The sequence below is a fragment of the Candidatus Hakubella thermalkaliphila genome (genome assembly GCF_013281975.1).
Taxonomy (GTDB): domain Bacteria; phylum Actinomycetota; class Humimicrobiia; order Hakubellales; family Hakubellaceae; genus Hakubella; species Hakubella thermalkaliphila.
Map to the genome: position 1 here is coordinate 1 of NZ_BLRZ01000044.1, position 14,774 is coordinate 14,774.

Consider the following 14,774-nt stretch of genomic DNA (forward strand, 5'->3'; position numbering starts at 1 on the left):
CACCGGTGGGCCGATAAAAGGCAAACGCACCTGCCCACCGTGGGTATGGCCACACAACGCCAAGTCAATCCGTCCTTCTGGCAACATCTCCGTAAAGTCGGGGTTGTGCACCAGGAGCAGCCTCGATTCCCCATTCGGTATCCCTGTGAGCAGGCGGACCAGCCCAGCAGCCGCCTCCTGCCACATGGCCCGGAAGTCGCCAAAAGAGCTGCCCAGAAAGCCGGTGTAGCCGGTGTCCTCGATACCCAGAAGCCAGAGACGGACACCCTTCACCTCTAGAGGATGCCGTCCGTTCCGCAGCACTACGATACCTGCCTTGGTCAGGTTGCTGGCCACCTTGTCGGGATCGGTCCAGACATCATGGTTGCCCAGCACGCCGTAGAGGCCGTAGCGAGACCGGAGCGATGCCAGCTCGCGAGCGCAAGGGGTGCTATAGCCGGCTGAGCGGTAGACGAAGTCCCCAGTCAGGACAACCAAGTCGGCCCCCAGGGTGTTGGTTACTTCCACACTGCGACGCAGGTCCTCGGAGCTCACGTGTGGCCCCAGGTGGAAATCGCTGAGTTGGACGATGGTGAAGCCGTCCAGTGCCTCTGGCAAGCCAGGTAGCAGGATGCTCAGACGGATCACTTCAAGCCAGCGGGGCTCAACCTCAGTCGCGTAGACCGGCCCCAGCACGCTCGCCACTACCCCGCTCAGCAGGGTGCCGCAACCAAGTCTCAGGAACGTCCGGCGAGACATAATACGTTGCTTAGTTGGTAGACCGTTCGCTGTTTCGCTCACTGTGACTCACCGTCTACTCATGGCGACACTCATTTTAGGTATTTCTCAATATTTTGCAAATGTTGTTCATAAGTGCGGGCAGGATGAATTTTGCCTCCTTGGTCGTGCAAGAAATAAAGATACTCAGTTTCCTCAGGATAGATAACCGCCCTGATGGCGGCTAGTCCAGGACTGCAAATGGGAGCCGGGGGGCGTCCTTCATAAAGATAGGTGTTATAAGGTGAATCAACTTTATAGTCTTCTGGTTTTACCATAGGCCACCAATTCCCCTCCTCTCCTAAAGCATATTGTACAGTAGCATCTATCTCAAACCTCATCCCTTTTAGCCACCTATTCCAGATGATTCCTGAAATCAGGGGCATCTCTTCTTCACTTGCAGTCTCTCTTTGCACCAGAGAAGCCAGGATAATAAGAGTATCATTGCGAATGTTGGCCTGCTGGGCTTCTAGGAAAAGTTCTCTAACTTTTTCATTAAAATTGCTCATCAGTCTTTGGGCTACCTCTTTTCCTGAATAATCTAAATTGAGCAGGTAGGTATCGGGAAACATATAGCCTTCCTGGGCGAAATTAAGAAAATCGGATTTCTGCTCCTCACCCCACCTGAGTTTTGACCCAAGGATCTCCGCCAGCTCTTCTACCCTAAGTCCTTCAGGCAAGAGAACCCATCTCTGGTAGGGGTGGTTAACCAGGGTGTCCGCTAAGGTCCAGGCGGACATAGCTTTGGAGATGAGATAGCCCCCGGGCTCAATTTTTCCGTGCCAGCCCTTGATAGTGAGGACCATATTAAAAGCCCAAGGGCTTCTTATATAGCCTTGGATATGGAGCTGATGAATCAGCTCTTTTTCTGAGGTCCCTAAGTTAATAACCATTCTCTCTTTAGGAGCCTTACTTTGGGGAGCAGAAAATTGATAAAGAGCAAAGAGAGCCAAGAGAAAGCTGGCTATGAGAACTACTGCCACTCCCATGATGATTTTTTTACTTCTGTTCCAAGTTGACATAGTAAAACCTTCTTTTCATATCAAACTATTCTTTGCCGCTGCTTCTCCAAAACCACTTGCTTCCTCTCGATCTTGGGCGAGCAGCTACCCAGAACTCACAGGTACTTCCATTGTTGCTCTGCTACATATATTAACTCCCCAGCCTGTCAGATCCTGTCACCCAAGCCCGGCCGAGCCTGCCGGCCCTTGACTTTGCCTCGCCACAGCGAGCTGTCGGAAAACAAAGAAATGGTAGTCATCTTGGATTGTTGCTCGAAGTACAGAAAATGGCAAGCATTTTGACTCCTTCAAGGTAGCTTGGGAGGTACATAGATGCTGTGATCTCTTGTAAGGCGCCACCATGGAGGCCTGCTAATCAAATTAACGGACCTTGTTGGTGCAAATAAAAGCACCGTCAAATATTATTCTGCTCATATTCTGTACCCTTTTCTACAAAAATTGAGATTTCTCCTGCTATCCCGCCACATTTGCCACATTTGACCTTTATGTGTTAGTATTAGTGCAAATGTCAGGGGAGATCATAAAGTCTTAATAGTTTAAGCATGTCTGTGGAGCTTTGAAGGTCTGGTCAGAAAACGAGCTGAGGATCAGAATGGCTAAAGTAAAGACCGAAGACGGCTTCCTAGAAATATCGGCCCAGTGGGGCCAAGTTGATCTGAAAATCGAGCTTTCCTACACAGGCTTATACTTCATTGCCTATTTAGTTCTCTTGTCCTTGCTTTTCTTTTCCTTAAGCCTTCCCCCTTTCCAAGCCTATTGGTTTATCCCTCCTTTTCTTTTGGCTCTTCTCCTGGGGGTGGCTTTCTATGGGGGTTTGGACTATCGCTATTTCATAGTCTCAAGTTTGCTTTTTTTGGTCAGCTCTCTTTATTTCTTCATGGTCGGCGCAGAGCTCCTGGCCCAGAGCCTGGCCAGCTATGCCTTGGGGTTTTCTGGTGTCGGCCTCCTCTTTATTCCCCTTGGCCCTTTAGTGAAGAAAATTAGAGACAGGGGCTACCTTGCCCTTCTGCGGAGAGCCTATGTCTATCTTTTTTTGCTCTTGGTGTTACCTCTTCCCTTTTTTATGGTCAACAGTCTCTATCAGGCGGAGATAAGAAAAGTGCTGGGCTCATCCGAGCCCAGGCTAGAGGCCAGGGGGCTTTTATCGAGCGGCCTGATCTACCCCTTAAGGTCGCATGAAAAAGAGGCCCGGAGGGCTTTAGAAAAGTCCTTTGGGGTTGTTCTGGTGCAAGAGATTCCCTCCCGATTTCTGAAAGGAAAGGAGATCATCTACGGAGCTGCCTATAACGACCTGAATGAGACCCCAAAGTGGATGGAGCCGGATAGAGAGTACACTGTGCCTATGGAAATCATCAACACTGGTTCAGCCACCTGGGAGGTGGAGGGAGACAATCCCATCCACTTTAGCTACAGGTGGAGTGATCCAGAGAGGAAAGAGATCATCATCCGTGACGGCCTCAGGACTCCTCTGCCCCGCAAGGTAGGGCCGCGCGAAAAGGTGACGCTTGAGGCTAGGGTGCGAAGCCCATCTACAAGGGGTACTTTTATGCTCTCCTACCAGTTGGTCAAAGAAGGGGAGTTTTGGTTCGAGGATACTGGCGTAACTTCCTTAAGAAGGATAGTGACTGTATCTCCGGTAAAAGAGAGCAAAGAATTTTCCGCTGATTTCCTAGGAGACTACAATATCGGCTTCATCAATAACCAGGCTAAACAATTGTCAATAGAGGTCCAGGTGGCCCATGAGGGAAGCTACCGGCTTCTGATTGGAGAAAGGTGGCAGGGTACTCTCAAGACCTTGAGAGTGAAGGTAGATCAAGGAGAGTGGCAATCTGTGGCCTCTGGGAGATTGGAGGAAGGTCTAGCTGATTTAGGTAAGATCTACCTGGATCAGGGAACCCATAGGGTTTATCTTAAAAACTCTGTGCCCAGCTATAACTTTGACTGTGCTGGGGTGTGGGGCATTCTTCTGCTCAAAGAATCTGAGAGGAGTGCCGTGTCCAGCGCCGGAAGCTCTGGAACCGATGTAGGGGAGGAGGGAGGACAACAGGCAGGGTCCTCTGTCAGTTGGGAGAGGATAAACCGGATAAAGTATTGGGTGCGGGCGAAGAGCGAAACTCCTTTCTTTTTGTATCTGAACTCCCCCTACAACCCCAACTGGCTGCTTACCAGCAAGGGGAAGGTCATCCCTCTGCACTACCAGGATGAGAAGGGCGGAAATCTGTGGTTTATCAAAGAAGCAGGGGAATATGATCTGGTTCTGGAATATCGGGGTGTAGACATCCTGGCTGCCCTTAGATGGGCCAGCCTGATAGCTGTTCCCCTGTTCATTATTCTCATTCCTGTGGACCTTTATCGCCTGAGGAAAAGCAGAAAAGTACTTTCCTCGCCTTCAATAAAAACTTCAAAATAGATCTATTATTTCAGTTCTTCGATTTTCTGTCTAAGTTGGGCGATTAAATTCTCGTCTGTGGTCAGTGAGATCATTTTTAAGTAATCGTTTATGGCCCGAGTCTTCATATTTTCAGAAGCACATATTTCCGCCCGAGCACCATAAGCCTCTATTCTTTTTGGATTGATTTGAATAGCCTTAGTAAAATCGGCGATTGCTTTTTGGGAATCTTCTAAGGTATGATATAAACGACCTCGTGCCACGTATGCCTCATAATATTTGGGGTTTAATTGGATGGCTTTGTCGTAGTTGGACATGGCCAGGTCATAAGATTTTCTCTGAACATAAAAGTTTGCCCGAGTCAAATAAAGCCCTTCATTGCTGGGGTCGACTCTGATAGCCTGGCTATAATCAGCCAAAGCTTTATCATATTCAGCCCTGCCTAAATAAAGCCCGGCTCGGCTTAGGTAGAGCCCTGCAAGTGATGGAGCTAAATCTATGGCTTTGCTGTAGGAAGCCAAGGCATCTTGATATCGACCCATGGCAGCGTAGATATCCCCGGTTCTCTGAAAGGGAAAGGGATTTTTGGGGTCTATTTCCATTGCTTTTTTGAGGGTAGCAAGCGCACTATAGTTGTCTCCCCGTGAAGAATAAAGCGAAGCCAACTGAAAGCGATTATCTATGTTTTCGGGATCTAGCTCAATTATTTTCTTGTAATTAAAGATTGCGGCATCGATATCTCCCTTGTTACGATAAGCCTCTGCCCGTCTTCTATATGCGCTTATGAATCGGCGATCCAGCGCAATCACTTTGGTGTATTCTTCTATGGCTTCGTCCCATTTTTGCTGTGCAAAAAGCGCTTCTCCCTTTTGGAAATGGTCAGTCGGCGTCCCACCTGGACTGCCTGTGATGAAGAAAAGTGTGATTGAGGATAAAATGACTATAACTCCTATGGAAATGAATAAAAGTCCACTTCTTTTCATTGATTTGCCTTTGCTCAAGATTCTTAAGATTTTGTAATATTGTAGCAGATTTATTTTCTGGGTACAATATTAGAATCAGTATTTTTTGGAAATATTTGGTTTGGGATTGGAAAACAGAGATACAGGACTGTCCTTTGGAAGAGAGAATAAGTAAAAGATTGCAGTTTTGAGGTGAAAGGTTCGGGGTAAAGATGGGACCTTGGCTCATTTTGGTTATTGGAGTTATAAGCGGGTTCTTGATCATATTGATCGGTATCTACATTTACCGAGTACCCATGTCCAAGGAGTCAAAGTCACACCTCCAGGAAGAAGCACGCTCGATTGCGAGGATTACCCTTAGTAAAGGAGGGAAACCTTATCGGCTGGAAATAAAGATGCCCACAATCCCCAAGCGCCTGGCAGATTTTGTTCCAAGTGCTCGCTTTGGTCTTTATGCCATAGCGGCTTTCCTTGCAGGTGCCATACTTTTTAGCACCTTCTTCGGGATTATAGGAATTTTTGGTTTCATGGTACGCCTTCCCTACCTTCTCATAGCATATTTTCTTTTGTGCCTGGCTTATAGGCTTGATTCCAGAGTTTCCATCGGTATTGCTCTGTTTTTGTTGGCTCTTTGCCCCATTCCCCTGATAATGGGAGATGATTATAAGGCGGAATCAGCTGCGAACGTAGCTTACGCTTTTCTGGCTATGGGGGTGTTCTTCCAATTAATTGAATTGTTCAGGGAGAGAAGAGTATCAGTCGAGGGGGAGGAATCTGGAACACCTGTGCCTGAGCCAGGGATAGCTCCTAAAGTTGGGGAAATCTCACAGCGGCTTTCCTCTCGTGCTACTGTTGGCCGCAGAAAGGCTAGACGTCGATTCTTGATCGGGCTAGTGGCTCTGATTACCGTGGTTTCTTTAGGGGGTGGCATTTACCTTGCAGGACGGTGGTTCTTTGTTAGTGAGAAGGCGCAAGAAGTTGCGCCAGAAGTGACAACGAAAGCTGAACCAGCACCCCCAACAAAGGTGGAAAAGGCACCCGAGGCTAAACCATCACCCCCACCAAAGGTGGAGAGGGCACCCGAAGCTAAACCATCCTTAGAAATCGATAAGAGTAAAATCAAGATTCAAGTGTTAAATGGAAATGGGGTGGCAGGAGAAGCTGCAAGGATTGCTGATGTTTTAAAGGGAAGCGGCTTTGATATCCAAGCTATCGCAGATGCAGACTACGATGCTTATCCCCATACCTTTATCCGTCATAAGCCTGGGCAAGGAGACATAGCAAATGCTGTAGCCCAAGAAATTGAGAAATTCTATCCCGCTTTGCTTTATTCAAATCTATCTGCCGATGCGGACATAGACATTGTGCTTATCCTGGGGCGAGATAAAAAGGGTGGGCTGGTCTCTGAACCAGTTATTGATAAAAGCAAGGCGAGGATAGATGTTCTTAACGGAAATGGCATTGCGGGTTCGGCTAGAGAGATTGCCGATCTTCTTAAAAGGAATGGTTTTAACATCAGCTATATAGGAGATGCCGACCGGTATGATTACGCTCAGACCGTTATCCGTTACAGATCAGGGGCTAAAGATGTTGCGCAATTGGTGGCCGATGAAATCAAACCCAAGTATTCAGCCATTTTGGAGGAAGAACCACTTCTCGATGTTGATATCGTTGTCGTATTAGGGAATAGGTAGAAAACTGATAACCGATCTTTCGCACTTTTCAATTCTCAATCTCTTTACTCCTAAATCATTTCATATTCCCAAGAAATATGAAAGGCTATTTCCGCTATTAGCCCTTGCTGTGCCCTTGTTGGCAATTTTTTACCCCCTGGTATTTCTGGGTAAAGTCCCCAATTATATGGACCCCATGACCCAATTTGTGCCCATTCGAGTATTTATAAAAAACAGTATTGGCGTTACTGCAAAAAGGTCAAAATTTGTGTATTTGGCTCTGTCCGGCGAATCTAAATCGGATGGTAAATTGGCCCAAAATCTGGTTTTTGCAGTAACGCCAGTATTTCTTCCGGGATTTTTCCCCTCTGGAATCCTGATCAGGCTGGTGGGGTTACAGTAATAGGCAATCCTCAGGCGGCCTTGCTTTACCCCATCAATTTAATTCTTGACCTGTTATTTCCAATCAACTACAGTTACGGCTTAAGCAACTTCCTGCACTTTCTCTTAGGCGGCCTCTTCTTATATCTTTTTTTGCGCTCTTTGAATATCAAAAGGGCATCAGCCATTTTGGCTGGATTGTGCTTTTCGCTCTCCGGATTTCTATTACCAAAGATAGCCCTTCCCCCGATACTACAAACTATGATCTGGTTTCCGCTCATGCTTTACGGGGTGGAGAAAGTCTCTTTCTGTCTTGGGGAACCTTGCTTTAGAATGTCTTCCACCAGAAGCTCAGCGGCTAGCTCAAATCCCACCTGGGATTCCGGCTCTGCCGGATAATCCACCCAAAAGCGGGCCTCTTTGCCATCCCTTACAGCCAGAAGCATTCTTTTGGTGTGGCTGAGTTTATGCTTCCAGAGGGTCTTAAGGCGCTTCTGGGTGGCGTTTTGGGGCTCCCCCAGAGAGGCTAGTTTCTCTTCCAGATACACCAGGGGCTTAAGCAGGACCTTCTCATCGCGTCTCATCCGTGGTTGCTTCATCGTTCTAAGCGGCAACTTCCCGCAACGTTTAAGCATTTACGGACTGGAGAAGCAAGTTAGGCTAAGCGTAGCGTAGCTGCAAACTTTGTATTAGGCGATGTCCCTGTATCAGACAATACCCATTGTAAACAGCACCCGGCTTTCAATTGCCGAGAGTGTCTCTTGCCTCACTGTTCCGAGCTTTCGTTGCAACCGTGTCTTATCCAAAACTCGCAACTGATGACAGAGCACAACGGAATCGCTCGCCAGCCCACCTTCGCCCTTGGAGATTTGCACACACGAAGGTAGAGAGGCGCGACGTAAGTTGGTCGTCAATGGGATGGCCAGAACTGTCGGGGCAAATTTGCTTACCACATCGTTTTGAAAAATGAGCACGGGCCGAATCCCTGCCTGTTCCGAACCACGTGTGGGATTCAGATTTGCCAGCCAGATTTCGCCACGGTTGGTGGTCATCAAGCGTCCTCTTTTATTAACCCTTTGGCGTAATCTGACATCCCTTCTTCGGCAAGCTTGCGGTCTTCGTCAGCAAATTCGGCGTAGAGAGCAGCTAACTGGGTCTCAGCGAGTGCCGGCCTCGCCTTGACCCGAGCCCGAAATTTCAGAAAGGTCACGTATTCGGCAATCTCTTTGAGTTCGGCTTCGCTCAAGCTGTCGAGCTCTTGGGTGACTTGTTCTTTGATCGACATAACTTATCCTCCCCAAAACAGGGAATCGGAAATTTTGGTAGCAAATTGGTAGCAAATTGGCTTAAACGAGGGCTACTTGTCAATATAGCTACAATCTGAATAGCCTCTGACCAGGTAAAATGTTGGTGGGTCGTGCAGGCCTCGAACCTGCGACACCCGGATTAAGAGTCCGGTGCTCTACCATCTGAGCTAACGACCCTGGCGCGCCCGGAGGGATTTGAACCCCCGACCTGCGGATTCGAAGTCCGTCGCTCTATCCACCTGAGCTACGAGCGCAAACCATTATCACGGACAAAAATTGGGGTGAACGAGGGGATTCGAACCCCCGACCTCAGGAGCCACAATCCTGCGCTCTAACCAGCTGAGCTACGTCCACCACAACAGTTTTCTGGCGCGCCCGGAGGGATTCGAACCCCCGACCCACGGATTAGAAGGCTGGCCGGGGTCTTTATCCATGTTTCTCCATGGCTCGCCATAACCTATTTTAACAGGGAAAACAAGACCGATCAACTTCCCCCCTGTCTCCCACTTTTACCTGTGCCAGATCATACACAGGTACGGAAGCCGTGCGCTTAGGAGCTACCTCAGACCACACCACTTCTTGCACCCTTTCCAGGATATCGGGGCGCAGTAGCACCTCACCACACTGGCGACATACCTCAGCAGGCATATTCTCCAGAATGATGATCTTTCCCTTATATTGCTACCAGGTGAGGTCGGGTGAGGACATGGAGGTGTGTTGTCGAACGGTCATTGAGCACTTCCGGATGGGGCGCTCATCCTGTCTCGTACAAAGGTCAGAAACTCCCGCAGCGCTTCCTCGGGAACTTCGCTCCGGTGACTCTCCACAACGTTAGTTTCACTCGCGATGTGAAAGTGTTTGGGAAAGGTCGCCACCGACTGCCAGCGCTTGTGGAGTGCATTGTCCTGCCGGTAGATGGTGCCGTCAACCGCCCGACGCTCCCTGTAGTAACTATATCGGTCCGCTAATTTCAGCGAGAACCAGATATCCACAAAGCTGCCGTCGGTCAGGATGACACGAACTTCGTTGACGCCGGGGACGAAAGCTTCCACCACGATGTCAGCACACTCCAATTCGGCGATCTCGCGCAGTCGCTCGACATCCACCAGACTCATGACAGGGTCTCAAGAAGCTGCAGCAGGCGGTCCCGCTTATACTCTAGATGGTCCAGGCGCTGCAAATCCCGCCAGGAATCGGCCTCTTCCAGCGTGGCATCCTCATAGTGGGCTTCCATCTCCTCAACGCTAGATACGCCATAGCGGCCGCTGATCTCAAAGATCTCAGCCTTGACCTGACGGAGTTGGCGCTCCAAGAAGCTGCGTAGCCCCTGCCTCAGCAGGTCGTCTTCTGAGACGTGCAGCTCTTCGGCCACTGTTCTGAGAATCGCATGTCCCTGTATGGTCATCGCCCGCCCCCTCTGGCCTCAAATGTTGACTCATGTTGGTAATGCTGATAGTCTCCTGCCCATTCCACAAAATTATTCCAAGAGATTATTGAATTCCTCTATTGAAATATAAGCATCACGTATTAGTGATCTTAGGAGACCCCGATCCAAAATTTTATGATCAGGGATTGAAAGGGTGGTTATCATCCCTTCTTTTTTCATGATGATGTGCCGGCTACTGCCCCTTCTTACGACAGTCCAACCAGCTTTCTCGAAAGCCTTCACTGCCTGCTTACCTGAAATTACAGGCAATCTTGCCATTAGACGGCAACCTCAAAAAAGGCCAATTCTCCGGTAGGAGGAAACAAGTCCTTGTCTAAGGCTTCCAGACATCCCCTTATAGCATCTTTAATATTTTCGAGAGCTTCTTCAATTGTCTCTCCCTGGGAATGGCACCCGGGAATGGCTGGGCAATGGACCACATATCCAAAGTCCTCACCCTTTTCTATAACTACCCGATATATCATAACTTACCTCCGCTTGAAAGGAGACAGTTTAAACACTTAGCTATCTCAGACCCTCATAGTACTTGCATGGATAACTTCTGGTAGCTCAAATTCTATTTTTCCACCTATAACTTCTGAGGCATCAATGACTTCTATCCCGATAAGTTTTTCATCTTGGTCAAAGTCAGCATGAACACCAGGAGTAACAGGGAAAGCAGAAACTGGGTTAAGTCCATTCTCTTTTAAGGGATTCCCTGTTGCCTCATTTAAAAATGTACTTGAAATGATGGGCTTTCTCGCCGCGATTCTTCGTAATGTTTTTTCAGTGTTTCAGCTTCTTCCCACTGCCAGAAATCCTGTTCAACATCAAAGGCATAAGCATCTTTTTTAACAGCACCGCTCTTTAATCTTTTTATAATAGAGCTTCTATCTCATCATCTGAAAAACCGAACTGTCTGAAAATACGCAAAACGTAAGGCGGGGACAACTCTTTTGCTCCCATGTCTATAGGAACCACTCTCTTCTTCCCTTCGTGATAACGGAAATATATTTTATGATCTCCCTTACCTTCTCTCAAAAGGGCACATCCACCTAATTCCAAAAATCGTATCAATTCTTTTGGCTTCAGGGAAGGAATGTTTTTAGGCATAGACTGCTCTTAATTCATATTCTTCCAAGACTGGCTCCTTCCCCTCAACTATTAGGAATTCATGGAGTTCTTTTATGGAAATAGGCGCATGATATATATCGCCCTCTTTTTTACATTCCTCTTCAAAGCACTCTATGGCTTCTTTAAGTTTTCTAATCGCATCATCCTTTGTGGCCCCCTGGCCTACTAATCCATTTTCAAGGCAAAGCCCCACCCAATAGCTTCCGCTTCTTCTCAATACTGTGGTATAGAAATCCATTCTATAGGTTGCCTCCTTTCTTCAAACGATATGTCTCATTTTTAATTTAAAACGTCCCGCGTTTATCACGTCGCCCCCCACCCAACCCGCTCCTGCCAAAAGAAGAGAGGTCCCCGGGGCTCCAGCTTAATCGCAATGGCGACAAACAATGCAATCGGCAAAGAGAGCATTATGCATGCCAATGATAAGGCAAGATCAAGAACTCGCTTGACTCTTCGATTGTATAAACTGCACTTGGCACAAGAAATGAGGATAGGGGTAAATGACGCATCATGCACATGCTCAATGGGAACCTTGCGAGTTAAATCCTGATAGAAGACTTGCATATCATAAGCCTCCAGGAGAAATGTGGACCTGCTACTCCATCCTCTCCCTAAGAAAGAGTTTCACCTGCTCCTCATCGGCTATCAGCTATTAAGCAACTGATTCGAGCTTCAATCTTTCTATACGTGAGCGTACAGGTTTCAATTCTGTGATTGTCACATACACCACTGGATTATCCTTTTCAGCCACACTTTGTGCTGTTTCTCTTGCCCAGTTGTTAAACTCTTCATCACCCTCAATCTGCATAACAACAAGAGCATTATCTGGTAAACTATCAGCAAATTCAGGATGCTCTAAAATGTACCTATCAAATTCCTTAACCAGCATGCTGTTTTTTTCTACATATCTCTGCTTATTTGTCATGGAAAATCTCCTTTTAAAAATTTCTCCCTGTAAAGTTCCCAATGTTCATTAATGTCGTCGTCTGCCAGAGTTAAAGCATCTTCGTAGTCCAGGTAAAGATTTACCTTCCTGCATCTTCCTTTAATATTATAGCAATCTTTATGCACATAATCATGCGCACAATCATAACGTATTACTTCCTTCCATAACCCACCAGTTTTCACCTCAAGTTGAACAACAAAATTTGTAATCTTACCAGCTTCTGAAATATGGTAATGCCTTTTCCTTGCGTCCATATCAAGCATTATTAGATACTGTTTCTCTGGCATCTCCCACTCTTTGCTTCTTCCAAGATATCAGCGCCAAAAACTTAGGAGACGGATAGCGGTCACACAAAGTCCCCTTACGCTGTTAGTACCATTTGATCCGAGACAACCCAGGCGGCGTACTTGATTGCTTGTTGCACATCCTCAAGTTCCAGCTCTGGATAAGCATCGAGCACGTCCTGGATGGATTTGCCGCCCGCCAGCATCTTAAGGATGACGCTGACCGTGATGCGCATGCCTCGAATCGTCGGTTGACCCAGACAGATGTTCGGGTTAATCGTAATGCGGTCTAATCTCTCCATGTGTTATCCCCTTGTTACTTTCATTATTACCACATGCCCATGCTCATTACAAGGACTGATGCGGAGGGATGAGAATAGAGCTATCCTCTTTATTTCCTTCAAGTATTCGTCTAATATCATTGTGACGCAGCTTGCTGTCAAAGAATCTCAAGGCTCAAGGGTGAACTCCCTGAATAGTCTCACACGTTCTTCGCTACGTTCATAATGACCAAGAGAAAAGAATGTATTTGAATGAACCATAGGACAATCCCGTTTTCTTTTGAATTAATATTTATCCTGTGGATTGGGGTTATTACTGCTTTATCTCTGCTACCCGTGCCAGAAGTTGGAGCACCGGAGAAATCTGACAAGATAGCTCACTTTATTATGTATCTAATAACATGTGGGATATTCTATTTTACCTTCAGGCTAAGAATTAAGAAGATAATCTTATGGGCAGGAGTTTTCTCTTTTGCTTACGGTTTGTCAATGGAGCTAGTTCAGGCGATACTACCCTACAGGGAGTTTTCCTTAGTAGACTTGTTTGCCAACACTGCTGGAGTAGTGTTGATGCTGTTATATCTAATGGCAAGGGATAAGGTCAAAAGATCCTTAAGATAGAGAGGCAAGTTCATCGTTTGGATTGCCAAACTATACATCGATAGCCAGACCGGGCTTTGTAGCCCACCAGAAGTCATGCTATACACTATAAATGTCAGCGAGCTGAGATGGGGATGGGAAGTGCTAAAAAGGAGCGCAATGAGCACGGTTTATCAAGACGCCTTTTTCAAGCAACTTTCCGGCGTCCTTCCAGACATTTGGTTCTGTACCGGGCAGGACTCAGGGTAGCCAAAAGTGAGTTAGCTTCAGGGCCTTTAGCGAAGTGCCTGAAAATTTTGGCCACAAATTGGCCACAAAGGGGATCGAAATGATAATCTGGTGGGATTAAGCGGCGGCCAAATAGCCTTTGATTAGGTGAAATGGTGGCGCGCCCGGAGGGATTCGAACCCCCGACCCACGGATTAGAAGTCCGTTGCTCTGTCCACCTGAGCTACGAGCGCACTTTAAACATTATTAGTCAATTCGGGCACTCAACGGCAAATATGGAGCGGGAAACGGGACTCGAACCCGCGCATTCAGCTTGGAAGGCTGACGCTCTGCCACCTGAGCTATTCCCGCCCGCTAACCATCCGCTATTATTTACCAAAGAGGTTACTCTGGTCAAGGGAACATTTTGGAGAGCTGGTGAGCCACACAACCAACCAGGAGCCATATTCCCTTTGTGGAGTAATTATATCAATTTTTTATCAGCGGGGGGAGGGGCCGAATTCTTCACTTGTGGACAACATTCCCTTCCGACTCACTGAAATCAATACCTCTTTCTTGGAGATATTTAAGCATGGCCTCAAGAAAATCCTTTGCATCCTCAATACGCTTTTGGACTCGCTCTGATTCTGGACAAAATGCGACATCATAGTCAGCCAGATATCGGTCATCTTGCTGTTCTCTTAGTATTCTAGAATATTTTGAGTCAATTTTACTCGTCTTTATTAAATGCAGACCAAAAAGTCTCTTTACAGCTTCATGAGAATCAACCCGTATATTTTCAAAAAGCAAAACTGCCTTTGCAGCGTGTAAAATCGCATAATAAGAGCGGGAAATAGCATCTTCAAGAAATCCTTCTTCAAATAGACGCTCTGCAGCTCCTATAGATTTTGTTGACCGCTGGATCTCTTTTTCTATTTCTTCTTGATGGGGATGTCTCATATTGTTATTCCGTCCCGCTCAATGTTTTTGACAAATTGGAAGTTTCTATCTCTTAGGTAGGCCAGGTGATTTTTTGAAATAACCTGAATAGATAGAGCAAAATCAATTTCCTCATCTAACTCATAACCTATTTCCCTGATTTTATCTCCCAACGCCCAGTCGTCAGATGGGGTGACAACCAGAATGTCAATATCAGATGCCCTTGTAGCGTCTCCCCTTGCTTTTGATCCAAAAACCATCACACTGAGAATCTCCCCAGGAAACTGCCTTTCGGCTCTTCTCTTAAACTCTTTAATAATTCTTCTTTCCTTCTCGGTGAGTTTCATGATTGTTCACTCCTCAAAAACCTGAATTCCAGTTAATAATAGCATACCCTCCACCTAACCTGGTGAAAACGTAAGCTTTCAGTAAACCTCGTGTTTACCTGGCGCAAGAAGTTCCCTCTA

General features: G+C 46.9%; 22 protein-coding genes, 5 tRNA genes and 1 pseudogene. 3 read left to right on the forward strand and 25 right to left on the reverse strand.

Annotated elements, in window-relative coordinates:
- Both HW443_RS05540 and mltG read right to left on the reverse strand, forming a co-directional pair.
- The coding region (locus HW443_RS05540; RefSeq protein ID WP_176237974.1) for a metallophosphoesterase at positions 1-738 on the reverse strand (738 nt) is incomplete at its 3' end.
- Positions 739-809: 71 nt separating this feature from the next.
- Positions 810-1,778, reverse strand: coding sequence for an endolytic transglycosylase MltG (mltG, locus tag HW443_RS05545; protein WP_176235734.1), 969 nt, complete (start codon positions 1,776-1,778; stop codon positions 810-812).
- Positions 1,779-2,370: 592 nt separating this feature from the next.
- Here mltG and HW443_RS05550 point away from each other — a divergent pair.
- The gene (locus tag HW443_RS05550; RefSeq protein ID WP_176235735.1) at positions 2,371-4,188 is read left to right on the forward strand and encodes a hypothetical protein; all 1,818 of its coding nucleotides are present in this window, start codon (positions 2,371-2,373) and stop codon (positions 4,186-4,188) included.
- Between the two features lie 5 nt (positions 4,189-4,193).
- On the opposite strand, the gene HW443_RS05555 is transcribed toward HW443_RS05550, so the two are convergent.
- The gene (locus HW443_RS05555; protein ID WP_176237975.1) at positions 4,194-5,150 is read right to left on the reverse strand and encodes a tetratricopeptide repeat protein; all 957 of its coding nucleotides are present in this window, start codon (positions 5,148-5,150) and stop codon (positions 4,194-4,196) included.
- Between the two features lie 629 nt (positions 5,151-5,779).
- Here HW443_RS05555 and HW443_RS05560 point away from each other — a divergent pair.
- Complete coding sequence (locus HW443_RS05560) at positions 5,780-6,823, forward strand: LytR C-terminal domain-containing protein (protein WP_176235737.1); 1,044 nt, start codon at positions 5,780-5,782, stop codon at positions 6,821-6,823.
- A gap of 644 nt (positions 6,824-7,467) precedes the next feature.
- On the opposite strand, the gene HW443_RS05565 is transcribed toward HW443_RS05560, so the two are convergent.
- The 18 genes and pseudogenes from HW443_RS05565 to HW443_RS05650 form a co-directional block, all read right to left on the reverse strand.
- The gene (locus HW443_RS05565) at positions 7,468-7,767 is read right to left on the reverse strand and encodes a hypothetical protein (RefSeq protein WP_176236074.1); all 300 of its coding nucleotides are present in this window, start codon (positions 7,765-7,767) and stop codon (positions 7,468-7,470) included.
- A gap of 123 nt (positions 7,768-7,890) precedes the next feature.
- Positions 7,891-8,235: a type II toxin-antitoxin system PemK/MazF family toxin gene (locus HW443_RS05570; RefSeq protein ID WP_176236073.1), complete on the reverse strand. Its 345-nt coding sequence runs from the start codon at positions 8,233-8,235 to the stop codon at positions 7,891-7,893.
- Positions 8,235-8,468 carry a hypothetical protein gene (locus HW443_RS05575; protein ID WP_176236072.1) on the reverse strand — a complete coding sequence of 78 codons (234 nt, stop codon included), beginning with the start codon at positions 8,466-8,468 and terminating at the stop codon, positions 8,235-8,237. Before HW443_RS05575 ends, HW443_RS05570 begins: the two co-directional genes overlap by 1 nt.
- 123 nt (positions 8,469-8,591) lie before the next feature.
- A tRNA-Lys gene (locus tag HW443_RS05580) sits at positions 8,592-8,667 on the reverse strand.
- Positions 8,668-8,744 (reverse strand) — tRNA-Arg (locus HW443_RS05585).
- A gap of 23 nt (positions 8,745-8,767) precedes the next feature.
- Positions 8,768-8,844: transfer RNA gene (locus HW443_RS05590), tRNA-His, on the reverse strand.
- A 108-nt stretch (positions 8,845-8,952) separates the two neighbouring features.
- A pseudogene (locus HW443_RS05595) lies at positions 8,953-9,159 on the reverse strand (YgiT-type zinc finger protein); the annotation flags it as partial.
- 59 nt (positions 9,160-9,218) lie between these two features.
- Positions 9,219-9,605 carry a toxin-antitoxin system TumE family protein gene (locus HW443_RS05600; protein ID WP_176236070.1) on the reverse strand — a complete coding sequence of 129 codons (387 nt, stop codon included), beginning with the start codon at positions 9,603-9,605 and terminating at the stop codon, positions 9,219-9,221.
- Positions 9,602-9,895 carry a hypothetical protein gene (locus tag HW443_RS05605; protein ID WP_176236069.1) on the reverse strand — a complete coding sequence of 98 codons (294 nt, stop codon included), beginning with the start codon at positions 9,893-9,895 and terminating at the stop codon, positions 9,602-9,604. The genes HW443_RS05600 and HW443_RS05605 overlap by 4 nt, the downstream gene beginning before the upstream one ends.
- Positions 9,896-9,967: 72 nt before the next feature.
- Positions 9,968-10,195: a type II toxin-antitoxin system HicA family toxin gene (locus HW443_RS05610; RefSeq protein ID WP_176236068.1), complete on the reverse strand. Its 228-nt coding sequence runs from the start codon at positions 10,193-10,195 to the stop codon at positions 9,968-9,970.
- Positions 10,195-10,401 (reverse strand): type II toxin-antitoxin system HicB family antitoxin, encoded by a 207-nt coding sequence (locus HW443_RS05615; RefSeq protein ID WP_176236067.1) that lies wholly within the window; start codon positions 10,399-10,401, stop codon positions 10,195-10,197. Before HW443_RS05615 ends, HW443_RS05610 begins: the two co-directional genes overlap by 1 nt.
- 45 nt (positions 10,402-10,446) lie before the next feature.
- Positions 10,447-10,686, reverse strand: coding sequence for a DUF2283 domain-containing protein (locus HW443_RS13895; protein WP_176227002.1), 240 nt, complete (start codon positions 10,684-10,686; stop codon positions 10,447-10,449).
- Between the two features lie 106 nt (positions 10,687-10,792).
- Positions 10,793-11,029 carry a type II toxin-antitoxin system HicA family toxin gene (locus HW443_RS05625; protein WP_176236066.1) on the reverse strand — a complete coding sequence of 79 codons (237 nt, stop codon included), beginning with the start codon at positions 11,027-11,029 and terminating at the stop codon, positions 10,793-10,795.
- Positions 11,022-11,288, reverse strand: coding sequence for a type II toxin-antitoxin system HicB family antitoxin (locus tag HW443_RS05630; protein WP_176236075.1), 267 nt, complete (start codon positions 11,286-11,288; stop codon positions 11,022-11,024). The genes HW443_RS05625 and HW443_RS05630 overlap by 8 nt, the downstream gene beginning before the upstream one ends.
- A 65-nt stretch (positions 11,289-11,353) precedes the next feature.
- Positions 11,354-11,614 carry a sugar transferase gene (locus HW443_RS13900; protein ID WP_176236343.1) on the reverse strand — a complete coding sequence of 87 codons (261 nt, stop codon included), beginning with the start codon at positions 11,612-11,614 and terminating at the stop codon, positions 11,354-11,356.
- 88 nt (positions 11,615-11,702) lie between these two features.
- Positions 11,703-11,975, reverse strand: a complete 273-nt coding sequence (locus HW443_RS05640; protein WP_176236342.1) for a DUF5647 family protein — start codon at positions 11,973-11,975, stop codon at positions 11,703-11,705.
- Positions 11,972-12,283 carry a DUF7718 family protein gene (locus HW443_RS05645; protein ID WP_176237222.1) on the reverse strand — a complete coding sequence of 104 codons (312 nt, stop codon included), beginning with the start codon at positions 12,281-12,283 and terminating at the stop codon, positions 11,972-11,974. Before HW443_RS05645 ends, HW443_RS05640 begins: the two co-directional genes overlap by 4 nt.
- A 74-nt stretch (positions 12,284-12,357) precedes the next feature.
- The gene (locus HW443_RS05650) at positions 12,358-12,582 is read right to left on the reverse strand and encodes a DUF433 domain-containing protein (protein ID WP_176237221.1); all 225 of its coding nucleotides are present in this window, start codon (positions 12,580-12,582) and stop codon (positions 12,358-12,360) included.
- Positions 12,583-12,813: 231 nt separating this feature from the next.
- On the opposite strand from HW443_RS05650, the gene HW443_RS05655 reads away from it, so the two are divergent.
- Entirely contained in the window at positions 12,814-13,182 is a 369-nt protein-coding gene (locus HW443_RS05655) for a VanZ family protein (protein WP_176237108.1), read from the forward strand.
- A gap of 363 nt (positions 13,183-13,545) precedes the next feature.
- On the opposite strand, the gene HW443_RS05660 is transcribed toward HW443_RS05655, so the two are convergent.
- From HW443_RS05660 to HW443_RS05675, 4 genes are all read right to left on the reverse strand, one after another.
- A tRNA-Arg gene (locus HW443_RS05660) sits at positions 13,546-13,622 on the reverse strand.
- Positions 13,623-13,665: 43 nt separating this feature from the next.
- Positions 13,666-13,740: transfer RNA gene (locus HW443_RS05665), tRNA-Gly, on the reverse strand.
- A 153-nt stretch (positions 13,741-13,893) separates the two neighbouring features.
- Positions 13,894-14,328, reverse strand: a complete 435-nt coding sequence (locus HW443_RS05670; protein ID WP_176236321.1) for a HEPN domain-containing protein — start codon at positions 14,326-14,328, stop codon at positions 13,894-13,896.
- The gene (locus HW443_RS05675) at positions 14,325-14,654 is read right to left on the reverse strand and encodes a nucleotidyltransferase domain-containing protein (protein ID WP_176236320.1); all 330 of its coding nucleotides are present in this window, start codon (positions 14,652-14,654) and stop codon (positions 14,325-14,327) included. Before HW443_RS05675 ends, HW443_RS05670 begins: the two co-directional genes overlap by 4 nt.
- Positions 14,655-14,774 lie beyond the last annotated feature (120 nt).